Here is a 26,725-nt window from a genome sequence, read left to right as displayed (position 1 = left end):
CCGGACCGGGCACAGGATGTCGGGTCGGGCAGGGTGGTCCCTCCCTACGTTGGTGATCGAAAAGGGAAGGAGGCCGGGTTGCTGGAGCACCTGAACCGGGCCATGGACCACATCGAGGACCATCTCGACGGCACGGTCGACGCCGCCGAGCTGGCCCGGATCGCGATGACCTCGGAGTACCACTTCCGGCGGCTGTTCTCGGCGCTGGCCGGGCTCCCGCTGTCGGAGTACGTGCGGCGCAGGCGGCTGACCGTCGCCGGCGCCGAGGTACTGGCCGGCGAGCGCACGCTGCTCGACGTCGCGGTGCGGCACGGCTACACGTCCGCGGAGGCCTTCGGGCGCGCGTTCCGGGCCGTGCACGGCATCGGCCCGGGCGAGGCCCGTCGCACCGGTGCGGTCCTGCGCTCGCAGCCCCGGATGTCCTTCCGCCTCATCGTCGAAGGGAGTACCGCCATGGAGTACCGAATCGTGGAGAAGGAGGCTTTCCGCATCGTCGGGAAGAAGGCGCGCGTGCCGCTGGTCCACGAGGGCGTGAATCCTGCCATAGCCGAGTTCATCAAGGGACTCGCGCCGGAGACGGTGCAGCGGATCACCGCACTGTCCGACCGGGAGCCCGCCGGGATCGTCTCCGTGACGGAGGTCCTCGGCGACAAGCGGGTGGAGGGCACCGAGGTGGACTACCACCACGCGGTCGTGACCGGCGCGGAGCGGGCCGAGGAGGAGTTCGAGGGCCTGGACGTGCAGGACGTACCGGCCGGGACCTGGGCCGTCTTCGAGAGCAGCGGCCCGTTCCCGCAGACGCTCCAGAACCTGTGGCGGGACGTCTTCACCCAGTGGTTCCCCTCCAACCCGTACGCCTCCCGGCCGGGGCCGGAGATCCTGCGCACCCTGCCGTCGGCGGACTGGACGGAGGCGGCCGCCCAGCTGTGGATCCCGGTGGAGCGGATGCCGGTCTGACCGGTCCCGGGGGGTGTGGTGCCGGCCGGGCACCACACCCCCCGCGGCATCCGCTCCTGCCCGGGGGCAAAAGACTTTTGGCCGGTTCTCATGCCCATGGCAGGCTGACCACCTGATCATCCGACTGCCGCACGCATACGAGGACACAGCCGCCAGCATGAGTACGCCGCCGCCGGACCAGCCCGGCACTCCCACGGAGCCCGAGGGCATCCCCGCACCCGAGCCGGAGGCGGCCCCGGCGGGCCGGCCGGTGTCGTTCGACAAGGCCCCGGAACCGCAGCCCGAGCCGGAACCGCAGCCCGAGCCGGAGCCCGAACCCGCACCCCGGCCCGAACCCGAGTCGCAGCCCGACTCCGAGCCGTCCCCCGCCGCGCCCGCCGCCGGGCCGGTGTCGTTCGACAAGGCCCCGGAGCCCCAGCCCGAGCCCCAGGCGGCCCCCGCAGCGGCCCCCGCCCCGCCGGCCGACCCGTTCGCCGCGCCCGCAGCGGCCCCCGCCCCGCCGGCCAATCCCTTCGCCGCCCCCGATCCCGCCGCCGCGCCGCCCACCGCCCCCCTCGGCTTCACCCCCGTCACCCCGGGTCCCGCCCCCGCAGCCGCCGGCGGGTACGGCGGCGGGGCCGTGCCCCCGCCCGGCAATCCGTGGGCCGCCCAGCCGGGCTACGGCGCCGGCCCGGGCCATCTGTGGGGCCGGCCCGCTCCCGCCGCCAACGGCCTGGCCGTCGCCGCGCTGATCGTCGGGATCTTCGGCCTGCTCTTCGGCCCGATGCCGTTCTTCTTCTGGGCCGGCGGCCTCCTCGGCGTGATCGCCGTCGGCCTCGGCATCGGCGGGATCAACCGTGCCTCGGCCGGGTTCGGCCGCAAGGCGATGGCCGTCACCGGCACCGTCCTCGGCGTGCTCGCCCTCGGCGCCTCGGTCGGCGGCTTCTTCCTCACCGGTGTCGTCGTCGACAAGGCCCGCGAGCGCGTCGACGAGCGGATCGACCACGACTGGCCGGACCCCGGCGGCGACCCCGACCTCGACGACGACTTCGACGACGACTTCCACCCCGCCACCCCCTGGCCGACCAGGCCGCCGCGGCCGACGAAGCCGGCGCCCACCCCCTCCAAGGAGCCGGGCATCACCTCGCCGCTCCCCTTCGGCCAGACGTACGCCTACCCCAACGGCATCAAGGTGTCCCTGTCGGCGCCCAAGCAGTACCGGACGAAGAACAAGTACGCCAAGGTCGGCAACGCGGTGGAGATGACGCTCACCATCACCAACGACTCGGCGGAGACCCACCACGTCATCTACGCCATGCCCAACGTCCGCGACGACAAGGGCATGACCGCCAAGCTGGTCTTCGACGGCGAGGTACCCAACATGATCAAGGGCGACATCCTGCCGGGCCAGTCCGCGAGCGGTGTCGTCGCGTACGAGGTCCCCGAGGGCACCGCCTCCCTCAGCGCCGACATCTCCCCCGGAACGCTGATGCCCAGCGCGAAGTTCACCGGCCCGATCGGCTGACCCCACCCGGCCGGGGCCCAGGACATCGCGTCAGAAAGACGATTACACTGGGCCCCGTGCCTCAACTACGCCTCGCTCTGAATCAGATCGACTCGCACGTCGGCAACATCGCGGCGAACGCCGACTCGATCGTGCACTGGACCCGGCACTCCGCCGAGCAGGGCGCCCACCTCGCGGCGTTCCCCGAGATGGTGCTGACCGGCTACCCCGTCGAGGACCTCGCCCTGCGCACCACCTTCGTCGAGGCCTCCCGCGCCGCCCTGCTCGCACTGGCCGAGCGCCTGGCGGCCGAGGGCCTCGGCGAGCTCCCGGTCGTCGTCGGCTACCTCGACCGCAGCGAGCGCTCCACCCCGCGCCTCGGGCTGCCCGCCGGCTCCCCGGAGAACGCGGCCGCCGTACTGCACCGCGGGAAGGTGGTGCTCCGCTTCGCCAAGCACCACCTTCCCAACTACGGCGTCTTCGACGAGTTCCGCTATTTCGTCCCGGGCGACACGCAGCCGGTGCTGCGCGTCCACGGCGTCGACATCGCCCTGGCGATCTGCGAGGACCTCTGGCAGGAGGGCGGCCGCGTACCCGCGACCCGCTCTGCCGGCGCCGGACTGCTGCTCTCGATCAACGCCTCCCCGTACGAGCGCAACAAGGACGACGTACGCCTCGAACTGGTGCAGAAGCGGGCCCAGGAGGCCGGCTGCACCCTCGCCTACCTCGCGATGATCGGCGGCCAGGACGAGCTGGTCTTCGACGGCGACTCGATCGTCGTGGACGCCGACGGCGAGGTCATCGCCCGCGCCCCGCAGTTCTCCGAGGGCTGCGTCCTGATCGACCTGGACCTGCCGGCGGCGCAGGCCGACGCCCCCGAGGGCGTCGTCGACGACGGGCTGCGCATCGAGCGCGTCATCCTGTCCGAGGAGCCGGTGGAGCCGTACGAACCGGTCGTCAGCGGCGACTACGCCGACCGCCTCGACGACGACGAGGAGGTCTACGACGCGCTGGTCGTGGGGCTGCGCGCGTACGTGAAGAAGAACGGCTTCCGCTCCGTCCTGATCGGCCTCTCGGGCGGCATCGACTCCGCGCTCGTCGCCGCCCTCGCCTGCGACGCCATCGGCGCGCAGAACGTCCATGGCATCTCCATGCCCTCGAAGTACTCCTCGGAGCACTCCCGGGGCGACGCGGCCGAGCTCGCCGAGCGGACCGGCCTGAACTTCCGCACCGTCCCCATCGCCCCCATGTTCGACGCGTACATGGACGCCCTGGGCCTGACCGGCCTGGCCGAGGAGAACCTCCAGTCCCGGCTGCGCGGCACCCTGCTGATGGCGGTGTCCAACCAGGAGGGCCACATCGTGCTGGCCCCGGGCAACAAGTCCGAGCTGGCCGTCGGCTATTCCACCCTGTACGGCGACTCGGTCGGCGCGTACGGCCCGATCAAGGACGTCTACAAGACGGACGTCTTCCGGCTGGCCCGGTACCGCAACCGGGCCGCGGTCGAGCGCGGCGAGACCCCGCCGATCCCGGAGAACTCCATCGTGAAGCCGCCGAGCGCCGAGCTGCGCCCGGGCCAGGTGGACACGGACTCGCTGCCGGACTACCCGGTGCTCGACGCGATCCTGGAGCTGTACGTGGACCGCGACCAGGGCCTGGAGGCGATCGTCGCGGCCGGCTTCGACCGGGAGCTGGTCGCCAGGACCCTGCGGATGGTGGACCTGGCGGAGTACAAGCGCCGCCAGTACCCGCCGGGCACGAAGATCTCCGCGAAGGGCTTCGGCAAGGACCGCCGCCTGCCCATCACGAACGGCTGGCGCGAGCACGCCTGACCCCGCACCCCCGCCGTGACGGCGAAGGGCCCCGGCCGCCCCTCCCGGCGGCCCGGGGCCCTTCGCCGTCACGGGCGCCCCCCTTGTGCGCTCCGCGCCCTCCGCGCCCTCTGCGCCCTCTTCGGTCCGCCTAATTCTTCACGGTCACCCGGGCCGCCACCGGCAGGTGGTCGCTGCCCGTGCGCGGCAGGGTCCAGGAGGCCTCCGGCTTCATCCCGCGCACCATGATCTGGTCGATCCGGGCCATCGGGAACTGTGCGGGCCAGCTGAAGCCGAAGCCGTCACCGGCGGCGCCCTGCGTGGAGCGCATCTGCGAGGTGACCTCCGACAGGGAGCGGTCGTTCATGGTGCCGTTGAGGTCGCCCAGCAGCACGACCTTGCGCAGGGGTTCGCCGGCGAGCGCGGCGCCCAGCGCGCCGGCGCTGTTGTCGCGCTGGTTGGCGGTGAACCCGGCGTTCAGCTTGACCCGGACGGAGGGCAGGTGGGCGACGTACACGGCGACCGCCCCCTGCGGGGTCTCCACGGTGGTGCGCATGGCCCGGGTCCAGCCCAGCTTGATGTCGACGGCCCGGCTGGAGGTGAGCGGGTACTTGCTCCACACCCCGACCGTGCCCTCGACCGCGTGGTACTTGTACGTGGCCTCCAGCGCCTGCTCGTAGACGGGGACCGCGCTGCCCTTGAGCTCGGTCAGGGCCAGGACGTCCGCGCCGGCCCGGGCCACCGAGCGGGCGGTGCCGCGCGGGTCGGGGTTGTCGGCGTCGACGTTGTGGGAGGCGACCGTCAGGTTGCCGCCGGAGCCGGACTTGTCGATGACCAGGCCGCCGAAGAGGTTCACCCAGACGACGGCCGGCAGCAGGATCGCGATCAGCGCGGTGGCCGACTTGCGGACCACCGCGGCGGCGACCAGCAGCGGGATCGCCAGCCCCAGCCAGGGCAGGAAGGTCTCGGTGAGGCTGCCCAGGTTGCCGACGGCGTTGGGCAGCTCCGCATGGAGGATCATCACCAGCGAGACCGCCAGGGCGAAGGCCGCGGTCACGATGCCGCGCCGCCAGATCCCGGGGTCGCGCCGCAGTTCGGCCAGGCGCCGGCGGAACCGGGATCCGGAGGACTCGGGCCCCGAGCCGCCGTTCCCCGTCTCCGTCATGTACGCCTGTGCCATGCCACTGCCCTCGCTGCCGTGCTCGCGCTCCGTCCCCGCACCATGACCCTAGGCGATCGACGGAGCCTTCCGTGCCGGTGTCCCCGGCCGTACGTCCGGGAGGACGAACGGCCATACGGCCCGGGTTCCGCTTGTCACGAAACGCGCACATTCGCTCGGACGCGCGCACTTCGCGCCCTCGGGCGACCATGAGGAGGGCCGGAGCCGGCCTCGTGCGCGGCCGGGAGTGTGACGCACCGGTCACCGCGCCACTTTCCCAGCGGCCGAGACAGGTGCAACCATGGTGGATGAGTCCGGGGACGCCGTGAGGGCGCCTCGAGATGACATCAAGGAGCAGTGGCAATGACGCATGCCGTTTCGCCTGCCCGCGAAGCCGCTTCCCCCACCCTGTACGGGGGCGCAGGCACCCGGCGGATCACCGTCCGCGACCTCACTCTCGCCAAGGAGCGCGGCGAGAAGTGGCCCATGCTCACCGCCTACGACGCGATGACCGCCTCCGTCTTCGACGAGGCCGGCATCCCGGTCATCCTCGTCGGCGACTCGATGGGCAACTGTCACCTCGGCTACGAGAACACCGTCCCCGTGACGATGGACGAGATGACCCTGCTGTCGGCGGCCGTGGTGCGCGGCACCAGCCGGGCCCTCGTCGTCGGAGACCTGCCGTTCGGCTCGTACCAGGAAGGCGCCGTGCAGGCGCTGCGCAGCGCCACCCGGCTCGTGAAGGAGGCGGGCGTCGGCGCCGTGAAGCTGGAGGGCGGCGAGCGCTCGCTGCACCAGACGGAGCTGATCGTGCAGTCCGGCATCCCGGTCATGTCGCACCTGGGCCTGACCCCGCAGTCCGTCAACGCCATGGGCTACCGGGTCCAGGGCCGCGGCGACGAGGCCGCGCACCAGCTGCTGCGCGACGCCAAGGCGGCGCAGGACGCGGGGGCGTTCGCGGTGGTGCTGGAGCTGGTTCCGGCGGAGCTGGCCGCCGAGGTCACCCGTTCGCTGCACATTCCGACGGTGGGCATCGGAGCGGGCGCGGAATGCGATGCGCAGGTGCTGGTGTGGACCGACATGATGGGCCTGACCGGCGGCCGGATGCCCAAGTTCGTCAAGCAGTACGCCAACCTGCGGGCGACGATGACGGACGCGGCGAAGGCCTTCGCCGAGGACGTCGTCGGCGGAACGTTCCCGCAGGAGCAGCACGCCTTCCACTGAGCCGCTGAAGCACTGAACCGCTGAGGCACTGAACCGGCAGCCCGTACGCCCATCCGGCGTACGGGCTGCCGGCGTTCTGCGGGGTTGCCCGGCACGTGTGCCGACGGCCCTGTCGGTGCGTCATCGCGTTCTGTCGGTGACCTGTCGGCGGCCTGTCGGTGCAGGCCGGCGGCTGTCGGTCGCCTGTCGGTGGTTTGTCGGCGGCCGCTGGTTGCATGGTGGACATGACGCGAAACGACAAGAATCCCCTGAACGGCCCGAACGCCGTCGAGGTCCGGGGACTGGTCAAGCACTTCGGCGAGACCAAGGCCCTGGACGGGGTCGACCTGGACGTCCGCGAGGGCACCGTCCTCGGGGTCCTCGGCCCCAACGGCGCCGGCAAGACCACCCTCGTGCGCTGCCTGTCCACGCTGCTCGTCCCCGACGCCGGCACGGCCCGGGTCGCGGGCTACGACGTGGTCCGCCAGCCGCGGCAGCTGCGCCGCACCATAGGCCTCACCGGCCAGTACGCCTCGGTCGACGAGAAGCTCTCCGGCTGGGAGAACCTGTACATGATCGGCCGGCTGCTCGACCTGTCCCGCAAGGAGGCCCGCGCCCGCGCCGACGAGCTGCTGGAGCGGTTCTCCCTCACGGAGGCCGCGAAGAAGGCGGCCATGCACTACTCCGGCGGCATGCGGCGCCGCCTCGACCTGGCCGCCTCGATGATCGGCCGCCCGGCCGTCCTCTACCTGGACGAGCCGACCACCGGTCTGGACCCCCGTACCCGCAACGAGGTCTGGGACGAGGTGCAGCGGATGGTCGCCGAGGGAGCGACCGTCCTGCTCACCACCCAGTACATGGAGGAGGCCGAGCAGCTCGCGAGCGAGCTGACGGTCATCGACCGCGGCAAGGTCATCGCCAAGGGCAAGGTCGACGAGCTGAAGGCCCGCGTCGGCGGCCGCACCCTGCGGATCCGCCCCGCCTCCGCCGCCGACCTGCCGGGCATGGCCCGCGCCCTGGCCGAGGCCGGGCTGGACGGGGTGGCCGGCTCGCAGGCCGTGCCGGACGAGGGCGTGCTGCTGGTGCCGATCCTGAGCGACGAGCAGCTGACCGCCGTGGTCGGCATGCTGGCCGCCCGGGGTTACGCGATCGCCGACCTCGGCACGTACCTGCCCAGCCTGGACGAGGTGTTCCTGGCCATCACCGGCCACCGGACCGACACCGTTGACGCAACCGAGAAGACCGAGAAGACCGAGGGGGTCGCGGCATGAGCACCGTCACCACGAACAAGCCCGCCGGCACCGCCGCGGCCGCCGCCGGCGGCGGCGCGCAGGGCCAGGCGCTCCCGCCCTCCGAGGGCCGGATCGGCCTGCGGGCCAACCTGCGGCACATCGGCGCACTGGTGCGCCGCAACACGTTGCAGATCAAGCAGGACCCCGAGTCGATGTTCGACGTCCTGTTCATGCCGATCATCTTCACGCTGCTGTTCGTGTTCGTCTTCGGCGGCGCGATCTCCGGCAAGGGCAACCAGGAGGCGTACGTCAACTACGTCGTCCCGGGCCTGATGGCCATGATGGGCATGAACATCGCCATGGGCGTCGGCACCGGCGTCAACGACGACTTCAAGAAGGGCGTCATGGACCGCTTCCGGTCCATGCCGATCGCCCGGTCGTCCGTTCTCCTCGCCAAGATCGTCGTCGAGCTCGGCCGCATGATGGTCGCCATCTCGATCCTGCTCGGCGTGGGCTTCCTGCTCGGCCTGTCCATCAAGACGTCCGTGCTCGACCTGTTCCTGTCCATCGGCCTGTCCGCCGTCTTCGGAGCCTCGCTGATGTGGATCTTCATCCTGCTCGGCCTCACCCTGAAGACCGCCCAGGCGGTCCAGGGCATGGCCATGCTGGTCCTGATGCCCCTGCAGTTCGGCAGCTCGATCTTCGCCCCGCCGTCGACCATGCCCGGCTGGCTGCAGTCCTTCACCGACTACAACCCGCTGTCCAACCTGGCCGACGCCGCCCGCGGCCTGATCAACGGCGGCCCGGTCGCCCACCCGGTGTGGGTGACGCTCGCCTGGTCGCTGGCGATCACCGTCGTCACCATGCCGCTCGCGGTGCGCAAGTTCCGCCAGAAGACCTGATCCGGGACGGCGGCCGGTCCGTTCCGGATCGCGTCCCGGACGGGCCCCGCACGGGGGCCGGGTCAGACGAGGGCGGTGGCCTCCTCCAGGGTGAGGCCGCCGCCTTCCGTATGCGCCGCCTCGTACGCGGCGTCACCGAGCACCGCCCGTGCCAGCTCCTCGGCCCGGGCGGCGTCCTCGCGTTCCGTGGTGATCGGGAAGTGGTGGGGCGGCAGCAGGGCCCGGTAGGCGCCGAGCAGCCGCGCGGCGTCGTACGCCTGCTCCCGGCCCCCGAGGCTGACGTGCGACAGCGCCGCCGTCATCAGGTACACGGCCGGCAGCTGCGGGGCGACCATCACGGCGAGCGGGTCCCGGGCGCTGACCAGGGCCTGCCGCAGCAGTTCCAGCGCCTCGGCGTGCTTGCCCTCCTGGTTCTCCAGCCAGGCCATCGTGCCGAGCAGGAAGCCGTCGAAGATGGCGTACGCACCGAAGGCGAACTCGTCGCGCAGCTGCTGGAGCTGGGCGCGGGCCTCGGGGATGCGGCCGGTGCGGCCGTAGCAGCCGGCCAGGAACATGCGGGCCGCGGGCAGGGCCTCGTTGCCGTACGAGCGCGGGACGCTCAGGATCTCCGTCAGCAGGGCCTCCGCCTCGGCGACGCGGCCGCTCTCGATGAGGACCCCGGCCATGCGCACGCGCAACACCGTGACCTGGGAGGGGGCGCCGAGCCGCTCGGCGTACTCGATCGCGGAGAGGAAGTCCTCGGCGGCGAGCGCGTACTGGCCGCGCTTCTCCCGGGCCTCGGCGCGCGCGGACAGGGCCTCGGCGCAGCCCCAGTCGTCGCCGAGCCCGGTGAACAGGGCCAGGCTCTCGTCGGCGTCGCGCGAGGCGTCTCCGGCCCAGTCGGCCCGGTTCGCCAGGATGTTGGCCCGCATCTGGAGGGTGGCGGCCAACTCCCAGCGCTGCTCCAGCTCGCGGCAGGTGTCGACGGTGGCGTCGATGGCGCGCCGCAGCAGGTCCACCTCCCCGGAGATCATCACGGCGAAGATCCACAGCGATCCGGGGGCCCAGCAGGTCTGCGGCAGACCGGGTGCGTAGGCGGCGATGATGCCCTCGATCCGGGGGCGGATGGACGGGCAGGTCCAGCTCTCGCTGGTCTGGTCGCGGGCCGCGAGCTGGAGCAGGCGGATGCCGCGCCAGGCCTCGGTCAGCAGCTCCCCCTCGTACGGCGGGGGCGTGTCGATCAGCCGCGCGTACACCGGCTCGGCGGGGACGACCGGCGCCAGGAAGGGGTCGGGGCCGAGCGCACCGGCCGCGTCGGCCCAGTGGCGGGACTCGGCCCGCAGGTCGTGCATCATCCAGTACCAGCCGAGGGAGTGGATCAGGCACAGCACCTCGTCGGTGTCGCGGGCGGCGACCGCGCGGCGCAGGGCGGTACGGAGGTTCTCGTACTCGGTGGCGAACCGCTCGCCCGCCGCCCGCTGGTGCGGGCCGCGCAGCAACGGCTCGGTGGTGCGGGCCAGTTCCCGGTAGTGGACGAGGTGGCGGCGCTCGGCGGCGGCCCGGTCGCCGGGGACCTCGTCCAGCCGCTCCCCGGCGTACTCGGCCACGGTCTCCAGGAGCCGGTAGCGCATGCCGTCGGCGGCGGGGGCGGCGATGACGAGGGACTTGTCGACGAGGGCGCCGAGGGCGTCAGCGACATCGGCGGGGCGGCCGCCCCGGTCGTCGGTGCAGACGGCTTCGGCGGCGGCGAGGTCGCAGCCGCCCGCGAAGACGGACAGGCGGCGCAGGACGGCCCGTTCGGGCTCGTCGAGGAGGTCCCAGGACCAGTCGACCACGGCGCGCAGGGTCTGCTGGCGGGGCAGGACCGTGCGGGCTCCACCGGTCAGCAGCCGGAACCGGTCGTCGAGCCGGTCGGCGATCTGGCGCGGGGTGAGCAGGCGCAGCCGGGCCGCGGCCAGCTCGATGGCCAGCGGCAGCCCGTCCAGGCGGCGGCAGATCTCGGCGGCCGCCTCCGGGTCGTCGTCGGGGCTGAAGCCGGGCCGGGCGGCGGCGCCGCGGTCGCCGAGCAGGCGTACGGCGACGGGGTCGGGCAGCGGCTCCACCGGACGCAGGAACTCCCCCGGCACGCCGAGGGGTTCGCGGCTGGTGGCCAGGATCCGTACGCCGGGACAGCGGGTGAGCAGCTGCTCGGCCAGCTCGGCGGCCGCCCCGACGACGTGCTCGCAGTTGTCCAGGATCAGCAGGAGGCGGAGCCGAGCGCAGTGCTCGGTCAGCCGGTCGAGCGGGTTGTCGCCGGCCCGGTCGGTCAGCGCCCGCATCTCCTCGGCGGAGGCGCCGCGCAGCTTGGTCTCGCGGGCCCCGAGCGCGGAGAGCGCGGCCTCGGCGACGGCCTCGGGGTCGTCGACGGGGGCCAGCTCGACGAACCACACCCCGTCGGGCGCCGCGTCGGCGGGCTGCGCCTCGGCGGCCTCCTGGGACAGCCGCGTCTTGCCGGCCCCGCCGGGCCCGAGCAGCGTGACGAGCCGCGCCCGCGCGAGGTCGCCGCCGATGGCCCGGATGTCCTCCTCCCGCCCGACGAAGGTGGTCAGCCGGGCCCGCAGATTCCCCCGCCGGGCCACGACGGCACCCGCGCCGGCAAACGCACCCCCGCCGCCCCCGAACACGCCCCCGGCCCCGGCCTGCCCGAAGCCGCCGACCCCGGGCACGCCCGGCACAGCCCCGGCCGGCTCGGCCCACGTCGCCGGGGCGTGACCGGTCGCCGCCTCGGGGCGACCGCCTCCGGCGGGGTCCGCGGGTCCCGCCCCGGCCGCCGCGTGAGCCGGACCGGCCGACGCACCGGGGCCCGCCGCGGCGCGGGCGGACTCTCCCGCCCCGGCCCCGCCGGGAGCCCCGGGCGCGCCGTATGCCGCACCGGCCGCGGAGCCCTGCCCGGCACGCAGGGGCCCGGCGGGCCCGGCGCCCGCATCCGGGCGGCCGGGGCGGTCGGACCCCGCGTCCGGGGCGGCGGGCGCCGCCGCGTCCCTCACGACGTGCCCGTGGGTGCCGGGCAGCGCAGCAGTGCGGTCGGATGCCGCGGGACCAGGACCGGGACCGGGAGCCGGGCCCGGCAGGGCCGGAGCGGCGGACGCGCCGGAAGCGGGGGCGGTGGTCTCGGGGCCGGACAGGAGTTCGGCGTGCAGGGCGCGCAGCGCCGGGCCGGGGTCGGCGCCCAGCCGGTCGGCGAGGGCCTGCCGGACCTCCTCGTAGGCGGCCAGGGCCTGCGCCGCCCGCCCGGCGTCCCGCAGGGCCCGCAGCCGCAGCACCTGGAGCGGCTCGTCCAGCGGCTGCTGCGCGCACAGCGCGGTCAGCTCCGGCAGGGCCCGCTCCGCCTCACCGAGGTCGAGGGCCGCCGCGAGCCGGCCCCGGCGCGCGTCCGTCCGTACGGCCTCCCAGCGCGCGGCCTCCGCCCCGGGGTCGGGGAGGTCGGCCAGCGCCGGGCCGCGCCACAGCGCCAGGGCCTCGTCGTACAGGGCGGCCGCCCGCGCCGGGTCCGGGTCCGCGGCGGCGGCCCGGACCAGCCGCTCGAAGCGGTACAGGTCGACGTCCTCGCGGGCGGCGGCCAGCTCGTACCCGCCGCCCTCCGCCGACCGCACCGCCCCGTGCCCGAGCGCCCGGCGCAGCCGCGCCACCAACGCCTGGAGGGCGGCGGGGGCGTCGGCCGGCCGGTCGCCGTCCCACACCTCGGCCACCAGCAGGTGCACCGGCACCGCCCGCCCCGGCCGCAGCGCGAGCGCGGTGAGCAGCGCCCGCAGGCGCGCGCCGCCGACGGCGACGGGTGTCCCGTCGTCCCGGATGGCCTGGGTGGTGCCGAGGATCGCGTAGCGCACCGCCCCATTCTCCCCGGCCCCCGCTGCTCGAACGGCCCGGTACCCGGGGTAGGTTTCGCCGCATGGTTCACCAGGGCACGCGCAGCGAGCGGCAGATCAGTTCCGTTTTCCTCGGCATAGCCGCGATCATGGCGGTCACGGGATGGGCCGTGTGGACGGGCTACGCGGCGAGCCCGGGGCTCGCGGTCTTCCTCTTCGTGACCTCGGCGTGGATCGTCTCGCTGTGCCTGCACGAGTACGCGCACGCCCGCACCGCCCTGCACGGCGGCGACCTCACGGTCGGGGCCAAGGGCTATCTGACCCTGAACCCCCTGAAGTACACGCACGCGCTGCTCAGCGTGGTGCTGCCGGTGATTTTCGTGATCATGGGCGGGCTGGGCCTGCCCGGCGGCGCGGTGTACATCGAGCGGGACCGGATCCGGGGCCGCTGGAAGCACAGCCTCATCTCGGCGGCGGGCCCGCTGGCGAACGTGGCGTTCGCGGTCGTGTGCACCGCCCCGTTCTGGCTGAACGCCCTCGACGGCGTCCCGCTCGCATTCCGCTTCGCGCTGGCCTTCCTCGCGCTGCTCCAGGTTTCGGCGGCGGTCCTGAACTTCCTGCCGGTGCCGGGCCTGGACGGCTACGGCATCATCGAGCCCTGGCTCCCCTACCGGGTGCGCCGCGAGGTGGCGCCCCTCGCTCCGTTCGGCCTGATCGCCGTCTTCGCGCTGCTGTGGATCCCCGCGGTCAACGTCTGGTTCTTCGGCGTGGTCGACGGCCTGCTGTCCGCGCTCGGCGTCTCCGACCTGGAGGCCTACTGCGGCCACCACCTCTACCGCTTCTGGCAGGAGGGCGACGACTTCTTCTGCGCCCTCCCGGAGTCCTGACCGCTGCGCTCGAGCCCTTCGGGGTGTTCGTCGCGCTGGACGAGGGTCGCGCGCACCCCGTGTTCCCCTGCGGTCGGACGACGGGAACGGCGCGGCCCGGCTGTCGCTGCCGCCCCTCGGCCGCAGGCCGGCACCCTCCCTGCGGCGGGCCTAGCGGGCGGCGTCGGCGGCCTTGCGGGCCTTGTCCTTGCGGACGTAGTACCAGGCCATGTTCGAGGTGAGTCCGGCCAGCAGGACCCAGACGATCCCCAGGAAGCTGCCCTCCACGAAGGCGACCACGGCCGCCGCCACGGACAGGACGCAGACGACGATGGCGAAGACGGCAAGGCGGGGCATGGGGTACGGCTCCTCGGCGGCACGGAACGGGGTCGAGCCCCTCCAGTGTCCCCCATGCCCCGCAGTGCTCCCGTAAAGGCGCCCGCCCTCCGCCCCCCGTGTGCGGGGCGGCGGGGGTGGGGCGCCGCCCCGAAGGCGGGGTCAGACGTCGGTGATGCGGAGGCCCGAGTGGGCCTTGTAGCGGCGGTTCGTCGAGATGAGGTTGGCCACCAGGGACTCGACCTGGTGGGCGTTGCGCAGGCGGCCGGCGAAGACGCCGCGCATGCCCGGGATGCGGGCGGCCAGTGCCTGGACGACGTCCGTGTCGGCGCGGGACTCGCCGAGCACCATCACGTCGGTGTCGATCTCGTCGATCGACTCGTCCTGCAGGAGGACGGCGGAGAGGTGGTGGAAGGCCGCCGTGACGCGGGAGTCGGGGAGCAGGGCGGCGGCCTGCTGCGCGGCGCTGCCCTCCTCGACCTGCAGGGCGTACGCGCCCTGCTTGTCGAAGCCCAGCGGGTTGACGCAGTCCACCACGAGCTTGCCGGCGAGGTCCTCGCGCAGGGCTTCGAGGGTCTTGGCGTGGCCCTCCCACGGCACCGCGATGATCACGATGTCGCTGCGGCGTGCGCACGCGCCGTTGTCGGCGCCCTCCACGCCGAGGCCCAGTTCGGCGGCGGCCTGCTCGGCGCGCTCGGCGGCGCGGGAGCCGATGATCACCTTTTGGCCGGCCTTCGCGAGGCGGTAGGCCAGGCCCCGGCCCTGGTCGCCGGTGCCGCCGAGGACGCCGACGACGAGGCCGGAGACGTCGGGCAGGTCCCACGGGTCCTTGGCGGGGGGCTTCTGCGTGCTGTCAGTGGAGGTCATGGGGGTGAGGGTAACGCCGGGGCGGGATGACTCGAACGGGCGCGTGGGTGCGTAGCGGGCCGCGCGGGGCGGCGGTGTGGGGCAGGATGCCCGCATGGATGCCGTGAGGGTCGCGCTGCTGCGCGAGGTGCTCGCCGGTACGCAGTGGCCGGCGGCCGTCCGCCGCTTCGCGGGGTCCCTGCGGCATGCCGTGGTGCCGGCCGGCGGCGGCCTGCTGCTGGTGGGGACCGAGGGCTACGAGCCCTGGCACCTGGCGGCCCACCTCGCGGACGAGGCCGCGTGGTGCGGGCTGCCGGAGCTGGCGCCGACGCTGGTGCGCCACCGGGTGCCGCCCGGGGAGCCCGCGCACCTGTCGGTGGGGTTGGGGCGGCTGGCGGCGGCCCGGCGCGGGCACACGGTGCTGGTGGTCGCTCCGCAGCGGCCCGGGGAGGGGCTGCTGGAGCGGGTCCACGACGCCCGGCGCGCGGGGGCGACCGTACTGTCCCTGGACGGCGGGGACCGGGATCTGGCCGCCCTCGCCCACGATGCGCTCTCCGTACGGCAGGAGGAGCCCGAGCCGGGGGCCGGGGCCGCCGTCCTGGACCTGGACACCGTGCAGCACCTCGTCAGTGCGGCGGCCGGGGAGAACGGCCTGCCCTCGCCGCGCGGCACGCGGCGGTTCCGGGACCGGCTGGCGCGGCTGGCCGACCGGCTGACCGCGCCGCCGCCCAGCCGCTGGTAGGCGCCGGCGGACCCGGCCGACTCGATCCGGGCCGGGCCCTACCCCGCCCGGCCCGGGCCGCCGCCTACGGCGTGGGGCCGCCCTCCGCCTCCTCGTCGCCGGCCTTGTCGTTCCAGCGGGGGTCGTTCTGCCATTCGAGGTTGCGCTCCTGCGCCGTCTCCATGGCGTGGGAGGCCTCCTCGCGGGTCGCGTACGGGCCGAAACGGTCCTTCGCCGGGCACTCGGGGCCTTCCTCGACCTTCTTGTGCACCAGGCAGTAGTACCACTCACCCGGTTTGCCCACCTGCCGCTTCTTGAACAGGGCCATCGTCCTCGGACTCCTCTCGCCCGTGCCGGCCGCCGCTCGCGGCCGCTCTCTCCCGGCCTTCTGCGGCCATGCTGCCCCATCCCCGCTGGATACACTCGCTTGCATGTCTGGCCAGTCGCTGCTCGTTCCAGGCGAGCTCTCTCCCGCCCGTTCCGTTCCCGGAAACATCCGCCGGCCCGAGTACGTGGGCAAGCCCGCGCCCACTCCGTACACCGGACCGGAGGTGCAGTCGGCCGAGACCGTCGAGGCGATGCGCATCGCCGGCCGGATCGCCGCCCAGGCGATGGAGGAGGCCGCCAAGCTGATCGCCCCCGGCGTGACCACCGACGAGCTGGACCGGGTCGCCCACGAGTACATGTGCGACCACGGCGCCTACCCCTCGACGCTGGGCTACCGGGGCTTCCCGAAGTCGCTGTGCTCCTCGGTGAACGAGGTCATCTGCCACGGCATCCCCGACTCCACCGTGCTGCGCGACGGCGACATCGTGAACCTCGACGTCACCGCGTACATCGGCGGCGTGCACGGCGACAACAACGCCACCTACCTGTGCGGCGACGTGGACGAGGAGTCCCGCCTGCTCGTCGAGCGCACCCGCGAGGCCCTGAACCGGGCCATCAAGGCGGTCAAGCCGGGCCGCCAGATCAACGTGATCGGCCGGGTCATCGAGTCGTACGCGAAGCGCTTCGGCTACGGCGTCGTGCGCGACTTCACCGGGCACGGCATCAACTCGTCCTTCCACTCCGGCCTGATCATCCCGCACTACGACAGCCCGCACGCCACCACCGTCATGCAGCCCGGGATGACCTTCACGATCGAGCCGATGCTGACGCTGGGCACGCACGAGTACGACATGTGGGCCGACGGCTGGACCGTTGTGACGAAGGACCGGAAGCGGACCGCGCAGTTCGAGCACACACTGGTGGTGACGGACACAGGGGCCGAGATCCTCACCCTGCCGTAGCGCTTCCCGGCCGGAGGGCGTTTTACCGACAACGCGTCGGGAAGACATTGACTCGGGTTTGCCCCAGCAGGAGGATCGGGCGCGGCGGCCGCCACGCGGCAGCTGCCGTGCCCGCCGCCGGGCCGTCGGGTCGCCGGAATCCTCGGAGGTTTGTCTTGGACGCCTTCTCCACCGTCATCCGTGTCGCGTCGCACCAGCAGCACACCGAGGCGGAGTCCTCGACGTTCATGAGCGACCTGCTCGGCGGCCGCCTCGGCGTCGAGGCGTACGCGCGCTACACCGAGCAGCTGTGGTTCGTGTACCGGGCCCTGGAGGACGCGGCCGCGTCCCTGAGGGACGATCCGGTGGCGGGCCCGTTCATCCGGCCCGAGCTGATGCGCGTCGCCGAGATCGAGCGCGACCTGGCGCACCTGCGCGGGCCGTCCTGGCGCGAGACGCTGGTGGCCCTGCCGGCGACACGGGCGTACGCGGCCCGGGTGGCCGAGTGCGCCGCCACCTGGCCCGGCGGGTACGTCGCCCACCACTACACCCGCTACCTGGGCGACCTCTCCGGAGGCCAGATCATCCGCGACAGGGCGGAGCGGACCTGGGGCTTCGAGCGCAAGGGCGACGGCGTGCGGTTCTACGTCTTCGCCGACATCGCCAACCCGGCCGCCTTCAAGCGCGACTACCGGGAGCTGCTGGACGCCATCGCCGCGGACGACCTGGAGAAGCAGCGCATCATCGACGAGTGCAGGCGCGCCTTCGACCACAACGGGGCGGTCTTCCGCGAGCTGGCCCGGGAGTTCCCGCTGAGCGCCTGAGCCGCGACGCCCGCACCGCCGCCGGGCGGCGGCGGTGCCTCAGCGGCCGGGCGCCTGCGGCGGGGCGTCGAAGCGGACGCGGCCGCCGATCTCGACCGTGCCGTCGGGGCCGGGGGCGGTGAGCAGCTGGGAGCCGGCGCCCTGGGTGATGTTCAGGGCGCGGTTGAGCTCGGCCGTCAGCAGGATCGCGGCCGAGCCGGTGGCCTCGTCCTCGGTGATGATCCCGTCGGGGCGGCGCGGGAAGCCGCGGGCGCGCACCCGGCCCGCCGCCTCGTCCTCCCAGGCCCACGCGTACAGCCAGCCCTCACCGGGCGGCGGGGCGGGCAGGGCGTCGACCTCGGCCGGGGTCGCGTACTGCACGGTGTGCTTGCCCTCGACCCACTCGGGGCGGGCCGTGATCCAGGTGAACTCCCCGTCGTCGCGCGCCCATACGGACCCGACCGGCGGCTGGAGCTCCTCGATGTCCAGGAGCCAGGCCACCCCGACCAGCGGATGTCCCGCGAAGGACATGCGCGTGGCGGGGGTGCGGATGTCGACGATGCCGCGCTCCGGGTCGTCGACGAACACCGTCTCCCCGTGGCCGAGTTCGGCCGCGAGGGCCTGCCGCGCCGCGTCGTCGAGGCAGGTCCGGCCGTCGCGCACGACGCCGAGGAGGTTGCCGAACCTTCCGTCGCCCGCGCAGAAGACCCTGAGGACATCGAGATCGTTCACGCGGGCATTCAAACACGGCCCGGCAGCTCAGAGCCGCGGAGCAGCCGAGCCGGGTCTACCGGCAGCCGGTGGAGGTGCTGCCGCATCGCGGACCGGGATTCCGCTTGTCCTCCCCGTACGCGGGTAAGCCCGTTCCGCACTACGGAACAGTCACCTCTACTTGACCTCCGCTTGACCTTTTCATGACCGTCGCTTGGAGGCGCCGTGACGGCGCCGTGTCCGGGGGGCGTAGATGTGGGCCGAATCACTGGACGGCCGGGGAGGGGTCAGGTAAGCCTCGGTTAAGTTAGGTCCGCCTCACCGGCCGTCCCGTCTGATCGGGGCGGCCGTCTGCCGACAGCCAGCCAGCCCAGGAGCCCGCATGCGCCCCGCCCGCCTCACCGCCCTCACCACGGCCGCCGCCGTTGCTGCGCTCACCGCCGTGACCGGTTGCGCCGAGAAGAGCGACGCGGGCGACGCCGCGATCAAGGTGGCGGCGTCCGACAGCGCGTGCGAGGTCTCCAAGACCGAGTTCCCCGCCGGCAAGGTGGCCCTGGACGTCGAGAACAAGGGCTCGAAGGTCACCGAGGTCTACGTCTACTTCCCGGACGGCCGCATCGTCGCCGAGCGCGAGAACATCGGCCCGGGCACCAAGGCCGCCATCACCGCCGAGGTCAAGGCCGGCGAGTACGAGATCGCCTGCAAGCCCGGCATGAAGGGCGACGGCATCCGCCAGAAGGTCAAGGCCACCGGCGGCGCCGCCGCCGAGAAGCGCAGCCCCGAGCTGGACGCGGCCGTGGCCGAGTACCGCAAGTACGTGCAGGCGCAGGCCGACGAGACCACCCCCACCGTCAAGGCGTTCGTGGACGCCGTCAAGGCCGGTGACCTGGAGGCCGCGAAGAAGGCGTACGCCACCTCCCGCATCGGCTGGGAGCGCACCGAGCCGGTCGCCGAGTCCTTCGGCGACATCGACCCCAAGATCGACGTGCGCGAGGACGGCCTGGAGGCGGGCCAGGACCCGGCGAAGGACTGGACCGGCTGGCACCGCCTGGAGAAGTCCCTGTGGGCCGACGGCAAGATCGGCGACGAGGAGAAGAAGCTCGCCGACCAGCTGGCGACCGACATCACCGAGTGGCAGAAGAAGATCGGCAGCGCCGAGATCACCCCGACCTCCATGGCCAACGGCGCCAAGGAGCTGCTGGACGAGGTCGCCACCGGCAAGGTCACCGGTGAGGAGGAGCGCTACAGCCACACCGACCTGGTGGACTTCAAGGCCAACGTCGAGGGCGCGCAGAAGGCCTACGAGCTGCTCAAGCCGGTCGCCGCGAAGAACGACCCGGAGCTCGCCAAGCAGCTGGACACCCAGTTCGCGGCGATGAACACGCTGCTGGACAAGTACCGCGCGGACAAGAACACCTACGAGTTCACCTCCTACGACAAGGTCGGCGCCCCGGAGCGCAAGGAGCTGTCGGACGCCGTGAGCGCGCTGGGCGAGCCGCTGTCCAAGCTGGCCGCCGCGGTCGCGAAGTAATTCCGGCAACCGGTAGAGAGAACAGCAGGCGGGAGAATCCGGAATGACTGAATCTGTGTCGGCTCCGCAGGCGGACGCGGTGTCCGCGGCCCAGGACGGGCGGGCCGAGGCCGCCGGCGGCCACGCCGGCCGGCCGGCGGGCGGACCCTCGCGGCGCTCCCTCCTCGGCTGGGGCGGGGCCGGGCTGGCGCTCGGCGCCGCCGCGGCCGGCGGCGCGGCCGCGGCCCTGAACTCCGGATCGGACCTCGCGCCGGTGGCCGCCGCCGGCGGGGCCGTGCCCTTCCACGGCGAGCACCAGGCCGGCATCGCCAGCGCGGTCCAGGACCGCCTGCACTTCGCCGCCTTCGACGTGAAGACGAAGGACCGGGCCGAGCTGGTCAAGATGTTCAAGGAGTGGACCGAGGCGGCCCGCCTGATGACGGCCGGCCGGCCCGTCGGCGACGTGTACGAGGGCTCCCCGGAGGCCCCGCCGACCGACACCGGGGAGGCCTTCGGCCTCAAGCCGTCCCGCCTGACCCTCACCATCGGCTTCGGCCCCGGCCTGTTCGCCAAGGACCGCTTCGGCCTGGAGGACAAGCGCCCCGAGGCCTTGGTCGACCTGGAGCTGTTCCCCGGCGACAACCTCGACCCGGCCCGCTCCGGCGGCGACCTGTGCGTCCAGGCCTGCGCCGACGACCCGCAGGTCGCGGTGCACGCCATCCGCCAGCTCGCCCGCATCGGCTTCGGCAAGGTCGCGGTGCGCTGGTCGCAGCTCGGCTTCGGCAAGACCTCCTCGACCACGCCCGACGAGCAGACGCCGCGCAACATGATGGGCTTCAAGGACGGCACCCGGAACATCGCCGGGAACGACAAGGCAGCCCTCGACAAGCACGTGTGGGTCGGCGAGAACGACGGCAGCGCCTGGATGACGGGCGGCTCGTACCTGGTCGCGCGCCGCATCCGCATGAACATCGAGATCTGGGACCGCACCCCCCTGCAGGAGCAGGAGGACATCTTCGGCCGCAGCAAGGGCGAGGGCGCGCCGGTCGGCAAGTCCAAGGAGCGCGACGAGCCGTTCCTGAAGGCGATGAAGCCCGAGGCGCACGTCCGCCTCGCGCACCCGGACTCCAACAACGGGGCGACGATCCTGCGCCGCGGCTACTCGTTCACGGACGGCTCGGACGGGCTGGGCCGCCTCGACGCGGGCCTGTTCTTCCTGGCCTACCAGCGCGACGTGCGCAAGGGCTTCATCCCGATCCAGCGCAACCTGGCCAAGTCCGACGTGCTCAACGAGTACATCCAGCACGTGGGTTCGGCGATCTTCGCCGTCCCGCCGGGCGTCCGCGACAAGGACGACTGGTGGGGCCGGACGCTGTTCGCGTAGGTCACGGGGAAGGGGAGAACCGGCGTGTTCAGCAACTATCTGATCGGCCTGCGTGAGGGGCTCGAGGCCAGTCTGGTCGTCTGCATCCTCATCGCCTACCTGGTGAAGACCGGGAACAGGGACAAGCTGGGGCCGCTGTGGCTCGGGGTCGGCCTCGCGGCCGCGCTGAGCCTGGCCTTCGGCGCGGCCCTGGAGTTCGGCACCTCGGAGCTGACGTTCCAGGCGCAGGAGGCGATCGGCGGCAGCCTGTCGATCGTGTCGGTCGCCCTGGTGACGTGGATGGTCTTCTGGATGAAGAAGACCGCCCGGCACCTGAAGGCCGAGCTGCAGGACAAGCTCGACGCGGCCCTCGCGATGGGCACCGGCGCGCTGGTGACCACGGCGTTCCTCGCCGTCGGCCGGGAGGGCCTGGAGACCTCGCTCTTCGTGTGGCGCTCCGTCCACGCCGCCGGCAACGGCGCCGGGCCGCTCGTGGGCGTCCTGCTCGGCATCGGCTCGTCGATCGTGCTGGGCTGGCTGTTCTACCGCGGTGCACTGAAGATCAACCTGTCGAAGTTCTTCACCTGGACCGGCGGCATGCTGGTGGTCGTCGCCGCGGGCGTGCTCGCGTACGGCGTCCACGACCTCCAGGAGGCCGAGTTCCTGCCCGGCCTGATGAACAAGGCCTTCGACGTCAGCGCCGCGATCCCGCCGGACAGCTGGTACGGGACCCTGCTGAAGGGCACGTTCAACTTCCAGCCGGACCCGACCTGGCTCCAGGCGGGCGTGTGGCTGCTGTACCTGGTCCCCACGCTCCTGCTCTTCCTGAAGCAGCAGAGCTCCGGCCGCCCGGCCGCGGCCCCGGCCCCGGCCGCCACGGCTGACGCGTAACGGCACCCCGCCCGCCGAAGGGGGCCCGGATCACCACGATCCGGGCCCCCTTCGCGTACGCCCCGCGGGGTCCCCGTGAAAGGGCCGGGTCACCAGAGGCGGTCGACCAGGCCGGGGTACAGGGCGATGCGGGTGTCCGTGAAGGCGGCGGCGGCCCGGTGTCCGAGCCGCGGGAAGTCGCCGAGCACCTCCTTGTCGAAGCCGGGCGCATCCGTGGCCAGCGGCTCCTCCGGCGTGCCGCCGACCAGCACGGCGCCGGGCAGCCGCGTGAAGCCGGCCGCCTCGTAGAACCCGGCCAGCGGCCGGTCGCAGCTGAACAGGACCACGTCGACGGCCGGGTCCGCGGCCAGCGCCGCGCGGGCCGCCGCCACCAGCCGGCCGCCGTGGCCGCGGCCCCGCGCCGACTCCCGCACCACCACACCGCTGAGCCCGGCCGCGCGGTACGTGCGCCCCGCGTGCCGGACCGGCTTGTACAGCAGCGCCAGCGAGGCCGCGACCTCCCCGGCGCCGTCCAGGAGCAGCATCACCCGGGGCGCGAGGGCCGGATCGTGCCCGGCTCCGGCGCCCGGCCAGGCCTGCGCCTCCAGGGCGGCGACCTGGGCCGCGAGCTCCGCCGGCAGCTCGGCCTGCGGGTACGCGACGACGGTCATCCGGGGATCCGGACGCCCTCGCCGCCCACCCGTACCCGCGGGTCGCCGTCGCTCAGTTCCACGGTGAGGACGCCGGGCCGGCCCATGTCCTCGCCCTGGTGGAGGGTGAGCACCGCCTCCGCCGGGACCAGGCCGAGCTCGCGCGCGTACGCCCCGAAGGCCGCGGCGGCGGCGCCCGTGGCGGGGTCCTCGACGACGCCGCCGACCGGGAAGGGGTCGCGTACGTGGAACTCGGCGGGGCCGGCGCGGTGCACCAGCTGGACCGTGGTCAGGTCCAGGCGCCGCATCAGCGCCTCCAGCCGGGCGAAGTCGTAGTCGAGGTCGGCGAGCCGGGCCCGGGTGGCGGCGCCGAGCACGAGGTGGCGGTTGCCCGCGAACGCGATCCTGGGCGGGATCCGGGGGTCCAGGTCGGCCGCCGGCCAGTCCAGTGCGGCCAGCGCCTCGGCGAGGTCGGCCGGGTCGACGTCCTCGACGTGCGGCTCGACGCTGGTCAGGACGGCCCGCAGGCCTTCCTCGGACGCGGTGACCGAGACGGGCACCGTTCCCGCCGGGGTGGCGAAGACGAGCTCGCCCGGCCCGATCCGCTCCGCCAGCGCCACGGAGGCGGCCACGGTGGCGTGCCCGCAGAAGGCCACCTCCGCCTTCGGGCTGAAGAACCGCAGGGTGAAGGCGCGGCCGGGCTCGCCGCCGAGACCGGGCGGCGGGCCGGTCAGGAAGGCGGTCTCGCTGTAGCCGAGCCGGGCGGCGATCTCCAGCATGCCGGCGTCGTCCAGGGCGCTCGCGTCGAGCACGACTCCGGCGGGGTTGCCGCCGGAGGGGTCGGCGGAGAAGGCGGTGTAGCGCAGTACGTCGGTCGTCATGATCGGCCCAACTGCCGCCCGCCGCCGCTCATTCCCGCCCGCGGCCGGAGCCGCCCGCGCGGCCGGGTCAGCCCCGCCCGATGTACGGCATCGCCGTCGCCATCACCGTCGCGAACTGCACGTTCGCCTCCAGCGGCAGCTCCGCCATGTGCAGGACGGTGCGCGCGACGTCGGCGGCGTCCATCACCGGCTCCACCGCCAGCTGCCCGTTGGCCTGGAGGATCCCGGTCTGCATGCGCTCCGTCATCTCGGTGGCCGCGTTGCCGATGTCGATCTGCCCGCAGGCGATCCGGTACGGGCGCCCGTCCAGGGACAGCGACTTCGTCAGGCCCGTCACCGCGTGCTTGGTGGCGGTGTAGGCGATCGAGTTCGGGCGGGGCACGTGCGCGGAGATGGAGCCGTTGTTGATGATCCGGCCGCCCTGCGGGTCCTGTTCCTTCATCTGCCGGAAGGCCGCCTGGGCGCACAGGAAGGCCCCGGTGAGGTTGACGTCGACCACCGAGCGCCAGGCCTCGTAGCTGATGTCCTCCAGCGGGACGCCGCCGGGGCCGAAGGTGCCGGCGTTGTTGAACAGCAGGTCCAGGTGCCCGTAGCGGGCGCGGACCGCCGCGAAGAGGGCGGCCACGTCGTCCGGCTCGCTGACGTCGGCCCGGACGCACAGCACGTCCGCGTCGGGGCCGGCGGCCCGTGCGGTCTCCTCCAGCGGTTCGGGCCGGCGGCCCGCGACCGCGACCGCCCAGCCGGCGCCGGCCAGGGCGAGGGCGACGGAGCGGCCGATGCCGGAGCCCGCTCCGGTGACGACGGCGGTCTTCTTCCCACGTGAGCTCATGGGGCCGCAGGGTACGTCACATGTCGCATCCGTCCGCGGACGTTCCATGTGCTGAGAGCATGGGTCGGCCAGGGGTGTGAAAAGACGACGAGAAGACTGGAGTCCCGCATGTCGGAGACAGGCCCTGCGACGGCCTCCTCGCCCGAGCAGCCCCCACCCGAGACGCTCTCCGCCCCACCCCCCGCTTCCGCCGCGAAGACCACCGCCGCCCGGCGGACCGGGCTGCTCGTCACCGTCGTGCTCGGCGGGCTCAGCGCCCTCCCCCCGCTGTCGATGGACATGTACCTGCCGGCCCTGCCGGAGGTCACGACGGCCCTGCACAGCCCGGCCGCCACCATCCAGCTCACCCTCACCGCCTGCCTCGCCGGCATGGCGCTGGGCCAGCTCGTCGTCGGCCCGATGAGCGACAAGTGGGGACGGCGGCGGCCCCTGCTGGCCGGCATGGTCCTCTACGTCCTCGCCACCGCCGTCTGCGCCCTCGCGCCGAGCGCCGAGCTCCTCATCGGCTTCCGCCTGCTCCAGGGCCTCGCCGGCTCGGCCGGGATCGTCATCGCCCGCGCCGTCGTCCGGGACCTCTACGACGGCGTGGAGATGGCCCGCTTCTTCTCCACGCTGATGCTCATCTCCGGCGTGGCCCCCATCGTCGCGCCGCTCATCGGCGCCCAGGTGCTCCGCTTCGCCGACTGGCGCGGGGTCTTCGTCGTCCTCGCCGCCGTCGGCCTCGCCCTCACCCTGGTGGTCTGGCGCAGCCTCGGCGAGACGCTGCCGCCCGCGCAGCGTCAGACCGGCGGGGTCGGAGCCGCGCTGCGCACGGTACGCGGGCTGCTCGCCGACCGCGTCTTCGCCGGGTACACCCTCGCCGGCGGTTTCGCCTTCGCGACGCTGTTCTCGTACATATCCGCCTCGCCGTTCGTGGTGCAGGAGATCTACGGGGCCTCCGCGCAGACCTTCAGCCTGCTGTTCGGCCTCAACTCCGTCGGCCTGATCGTCGCCGGGCAGGTCAACGGCAAGCTGCTGGTAGGCCGGGTCAGCCTGGACAAGGTGCTGGCGGGCGGGCTCGCCGTCCTGGTGGGCTCCGCGGCGGCGCTGCTGCTGATGACCACCGGGGTGTTCGGGCGGGTCGGCCTGGTGCCGGTCGCGGCCGGGCTGTTCGTGCTGATGTCGGCGATGGGCTTCGTCCTGCCGAACACCAACGCGCTCGCCCTGATGCGCACCCCGCACGCGGCCGGCTCGGCCTCCGCGCTCCTGGGGACGGCCTCGTTCCTCGTGGGGGCGGTGGCCTCGCCGCTGGTCGGGATCGCGGGCGAGGGGACGGCGGTGCCGATGGCCGTGGTCCAGCTGGCGTGCGCGCTGCTCGCGACGGGCTGCTTCCTCGCCATGTGCCGCCCGTGGCGCGCCCGGGAGGCGGCGGCCGCGGCGTGAGCCGGAACGGCGGCGCCGGCCGGGCGTGGGCCGGGCGGCCCCGGCGCCGTAAACTTCGCAGGTGAACGTCTCCGCCCCCACCACCGCCGAAGCCCTCCGGTCCGCGCTGGCCGGTCTGCTCGACGGGCTCCCGCCGAAGCAGGCCGCGGCCGCCGTCGAGCGGCTGATCGCCAACTACCGGGGGCGCACGCCCACCGACGCGCCCGTCCTGCGCGACCGCTCGGACGTCGCGGCGTACGCGGCGTACCGGATGCCCGCCACCTTCGAGGCCGTACGGTCCGCCCTGGCCGGCCTGGCCGAGGCCGCCCCGCAGTGGACCCCGGGCTCGCACGTGGACGTCGGCGGCGGTACGGGTGCGGCGACCTGGGCGGTGGACGCCACCTGGGACGGCCCGCGCACGACCACCGTCCTGGACTGGGCCGAGCCCGCGCTCGCCCTGGGCCGGGAGCTCGCCGGCGCCTCCGGCTCGCCGGTGCTGCGCGCCGCCGAGTGGCGGCGGGCCGTCATCGGCTCCGGGCTCGCCCTGCCGCAGGCCGACCTGGTGACCGTGTCGTACGTGCTGGGCGAGCTGACCCCCGACGCCCGCCGGGCCGTGGTCGCCGAGGCGGCCCGCGCCGGGCAGGCGGTGGTGCTGATCGAGCCGGGGACGCCCGAGGGCTACCTGCGCATCCGCGAGGCCCGCGACCAGCTGATCGCGGCGGGGCTGCACGTCGCCGCCCCCTGCCCGCACGACGGCACCTGCCCGATCGAGGTCGGGAAGGACTGGTGCCACTTCGCGGCGCGGGTCAGCCGCTCCTCGCTGCACCGGCAGGTCAAGGGCGGCTCCCTGCCGTACGAGGACGAGAAGTTCGCCTACGTCGCCGCGACCCGCTTCCCGGTGGAGCCGGTCCCCTCCCGGATCACGCGCAAGCCGCAGATCCGGAAGGGGCTCGTCCTGCTGGACCTGTGCGGTCCCGAGGGCGAGGGGCTGACCCGGTCGACCGTGGCCAAGCGCCACGGCGACCTGTACAAGGCGGCGCGGGACGCCGAATGGGGCGGGCAGTGGCCGCCCCCGGCCGAGGACACCGCCGGCTGACGG

The 26,725-nt window shown here is 73.7% G+C and carries 24 protein-coding genes; 15 read left to right on the top strand and 9 right to left on the bottom strand.

Translation table 11 applies throughout. The features are described from left to right. Positions 1 to 78 precede the first annotated feature (78 nt). The 3 genes from AB0953_RS30120 to AB0953_RS30110 all read left to right on the top strand — a co-directional run bounded on the left by AB0953_RS30120 (position 79) and on the right by AB0953_RS30110 (position 4,272). Positions 79 to 957, top strand: coding sequence for an AraC family transcriptional regulator (locus AB0953_RS30120; protein WP_366862732.1), 879 nt, complete (start codon positions 79 to 81; stop codon positions 955 to 957). A gap of 157 nt (positions 958 to 1,114) precedes the next feature. Next, entirely contained in the window at positions 1,115 to 2,461 is a 1,347-nt protein-coding gene (locus AB0953_RS30115; protein ID WP_366862731.1) for a DUF4190 domain-containing protein, read from the top strand. 56 nt (positions 2,462 to 2,517) lie between these two features. Further along, the gene (locus tag AB0953_RS30110) at positions 2,518 to 4,272 is read left to right on the top strand and encodes an NAD+ synthase (protein ID WP_366862730.1); all 1,755 of its coding nucleotides are present in this window, start codon (positions 2,518 to 2,520) and stop codon (positions 4,270 to 4,272) included. 130 nt (positions 4,273 to 4,402) lie between these two features. Here the strand turns inward: AB0953_RS30110 and AB0953_RS30105 are convergent, their stop codons facing one another. Next, positions 4,403 to 5,431, bottom strand: a complete 1,029-nt coding sequence (locus tag AB0953_RS30105; RefSeq protein WP_366862729.1) for an endonuclease/exonuclease/phosphatase family protein — start codon at positions 5,429 to 5,431, stop codon at positions 4,403 to 4,405. 342 nt (positions 5,432 to 5,773) lie between these two features. On the opposite strand from AB0953_RS30105, the gene panB reads away from it, so the two are divergent. The 3 genes from panB to AB0953_RS30090 all read left to right on the top strand — a co-directional run bounded on the left by panB (position 5,774) and on the right by AB0953_RS30090 (position 8,747). Next, on the top strand, positions 5,774 to 6,634 hold the full coding sequence (gene panB / locus AB0953_RS30100) for a 3-methyl-2-oxobutanoate hydroxymethyltransferase (RefSeq protein WP_366862728.1): 861 nt from the start codon (positions 5,774 to 5,776) through the stop codon (positions 6,632 to 6,634). 215 nt (positions 6,635 to 6,849) lie between these two features. Beyond that, positions 6,850 to 7,884, top strand: a complete 1,035-nt coding sequence (locus AB0953_RS30095; protein WP_366862727.1) for an ATP-binding cassette domain-containing protein — start codon at positions 6,850 to 6,852, stop codon at positions 7,882 to 7,884. Further along, on the top strand, positions 7,881 to 8,747 hold the full coding sequence (locus tag AB0953_RS30090; protein WP_366862726.1) for an ABC transporter permease: 867 nt from the start codon (positions 7,881 to 7,883) through the stop codon (positions 8,745 to 8,747). The genes AB0953_RS30095 and AB0953_RS30090 overlap by 4 nt, the downstream gene beginning before the upstream one ends. A gap of 62 nt (positions 8,748 to 8,809) precedes the next feature. On the opposite strand, the gene AB0953_RS30085 is transcribed toward AB0953_RS30090, so the two are convergent. Beyond that, positions 8,810 to 12,592 (bottom strand): BTAD domain-containing putative transcriptional regulator, encoded by a 3,783-nt coding sequence (locus AB0953_RS30085; protein ID WP_366862725.1) that lies wholly within the window; start codon positions 12,590 to 12,592, stop codon positions 8,810 to 8,812. Positions 12,593 to 12,654: 62 nt separating this feature from the next. On the opposite strand from AB0953_RS30085, the gene AB0953_RS30080 reads away from it, so the two are divergent. Then, positions 12,655 to 13,458 (top strand): site-2 protease family protein, encoded by an 804-nt coding sequence (locus AB0953_RS30080; protein ID WP_366862724.1) that lies wholly within the window; start codon positions 12,655 to 12,657, stop codon positions 13,456 to 13,458. Between the two features lie 150 nt (positions 13,459 to 13,608). Here the strand turns inward: AB0953_RS30080 and AB0953_RS30075 are convergent, their stop codons facing one another. Then, positions 13,609 to 13,794 (bottom strand): hypothetical protein, encoded by a 186-nt coding sequence (locus AB0953_RS30075; protein WP_366862723.1) that lies wholly within the window; start codon positions 13,792 to 13,794, stop codon positions 13,609 to 13,611. 141 nt (positions 13,795 to 13,935) lie between these two features. Further along, positions 13,936 to 14,640, bottom strand: coding sequence for an NADPH-dependent F420 reductase (npdG, locus tag AB0953_RS30070; RefSeq protein ID WP_366862722.1), 705 nt, complete (start codon positions 14,638 to 14,640; stop codon positions 13,936 to 13,938). Between the two features lie 94 nt (positions 14,641 to 14,734). Here npdG and AB0953_RS30065 point away from each other — a divergent pair, with 94 nt between their 5' ends. After that, positions 14,735 to 15,361: a hypothetical protein gene (locus AB0953_RS30065; RefSeq protein ID WP_366862721.1), complete on the top strand. Its 627-nt coding sequence runs from the start codon at positions 14,735 to 14,737 to the stop codon at positions 15,359 to 15,361. A 64-nt stretch (positions 15,362 to 15,425) separates the two neighbouring features. On the opposite strand, the gene AB0953_RS30060 is transcribed toward AB0953_RS30065, so the two are convergent. Next, complete coding sequence (locus AB0953_RS30060) at positions 15,426 to 15,668, bottom strand: hypothetical protein (protein ID WP_366862720.1); 243 nt, start codon at positions 15,666 to 15,668, stop codon at positions 15,426 to 15,428. A 103-nt stretch (positions 15,669 to 15,771) separates the two neighbouring features. Between AB0953_RS30060 and map the strand changes: the two genes are divergently transcribed. After that, positions 15,772 to 16,629 (top strand): type I methionyl aminopeptidase, encoded by an 858-nt coding sequence (gene map / locus AB0953_RS30055; protein WP_366862719.1) that lies wholly within the window; start codon positions 15,772 to 15,774, stop codon positions 16,627 to 16,629. 155 nt (positions 16,630 to 16,784) lie between these two features. Further along, on the top strand, positions 16,785 to 17,432 hold the full coding sequence (locus AB0953_RS30050; RefSeq protein ID WP_366862718.1) for a biliverdin-producing heme oxygenase: 648 nt from the start codon (positions 16,785 to 16,787) through the stop codon (positions 17,430 to 17,432). Between the two features lie 39 nt (positions 17,433 to 17,471). Here the strand turns inward: AB0953_RS30050 and AB0953_RS30045 are convergent, their stop codons facing one another. Beyond that, positions 17,472 to 18,143 carry a PhzF family phenazine biosynthesis protein gene (locus AB0953_RS30045; protein ID WP_366862717.1) on the bottom strand — a complete coding sequence of 224 codons (672 nt, stop codon included), beginning with the start codon at positions 18,141 to 18,143 and terminating at the stop codon, positions 17,472 to 17,474. Between the two features lie 361 nt (positions 18,144 to 18,504). Here AB0953_RS30045 and efeO point away from each other — a divergent pair, with 361 nt between their 5' ends. The 3 genes from efeO to efeU are packed head-to-tail and all read left to right on the top strand — an operon-like array spanning position 18,505 to position 21,886. Beyond that, positions 18,505 to 19,653 carry an iron uptake system protein EfeO gene (gene efeO, locus AB0953_RS30040; RefSeq protein WP_366862716.1) on the top strand — a complete coding sequence of 383 codons (1,149 nt, stop codon included), beginning with the start codon at positions 18,505 to 18,507 and terminating at the stop codon, positions 19,651 to 19,653. A 43-nt stretch (positions 19,654 to 19,696) separates the two neighbouring features. Further along, on the top strand, positions 19,697 to 21,016 hold the full coding sequence (efeB, locus tag AB0953_RS30035; RefSeq protein ID WP_366862715.1) for an iron uptake transporter deferrochelatase/peroxidase subunit: 1,320 nt from the start codon (positions 19,697 to 19,699) through the stop codon (positions 21,014 to 21,016). A gap of 24 nt (positions 21,017 to 21,040) precedes the next feature. Beyond that, positions 21,041 to 21,886 carry an iron uptake transporter permease EfeU gene (gene efeU, locus AB0953_RS30030; RefSeq protein WP_366862714.1) on the top strand — a complete coding sequence of 282 codons (846 nt, stop codon included), beginning with the start codon at positions 21,041 to 21,043 and terminating at the stop codon, positions 21,884 to 21,886. Between the two features lie 89 nt (positions 21,887 to 21,975). Here the strand turns inward: efeU and AB0953_RS30025 are convergent, their stop codons facing one another. The 3 genes from AB0953_RS30025 to AB0953_RS30015 form a co-directional block, all read right to left on the bottom strand. Then, on the bottom strand, positions 21,976 to 22,536 hold the full coding sequence (locus AB0953_RS30025) for a GNAT family N-acetyltransferase (protein WP_366862713.1): 561 nt from the start codon (positions 22,534 to 22,536) through the stop codon (positions 21,976 to 21,978). After that, on the bottom strand, positions 22,533 to 23,396 hold the full coding sequence (locus AB0953_RS30020) for a PhzF family phenazine biosynthesis isomerase (RefSeq protein WP_366862712.1): 864 nt from the start codon (positions 23,394 to 23,396) through the stop codon (positions 22,533 to 22,535). The genes AB0953_RS30025 and AB0953_RS30020 overlap by 4 nt, the downstream gene beginning before the upstream one ends. Before the next feature lie 67 nt (positions 23,397 to 23,463). Next, entirely contained in the window at positions 23,464 to 24,225 is a 762-nt protein-coding gene (locus AB0953_RS30015) for an SDR family oxidoreductase (protein WP_366862711.1), read from the bottom strand. Between the two features lie 108 nt (positions 24,226 to 24,333). Between AB0953_RS30015 and AB0953_RS30010 the strand changes: the two genes are divergently transcribed. Further along, positions 24,334 to 25,647 carry a multidrug effflux MFS transporter gene (locus AB0953_RS30010; RefSeq protein WP_366862710.1) on the top strand — a complete coding sequence of 438 codons (1,314 nt, stop codon included), beginning with the start codon at positions 24,334 to 24,336 and terminating at the stop codon, positions 25,645 to 25,647. Positions 25,648 to 25,708: 61 nt separating this feature from the next. After that, entirely contained in the window at positions 25,709 to 26,722 is a 1,014-nt protein-coding gene (locus tag AB0953_RS30005) for a small ribosomal subunit Rsm22 family protein (protein ID WP_366862709.1), read from the top strand. Positions 26,723 to 26,725 lie beyond the last annotated feature (3 nt).

It is taken from the genome of Streptomyces sp. NPDC046866 (assembly GCF_040704625.1).
Classification (GTDB): domain Bacteria; phylum Actinomycetota; class Actinomycetes; order Streptomycetales; family Streptomycetaceae; genus Streptomyces.
This window is presented reverse-complemented; position numbering and strand designations above follow the sequence as displayed.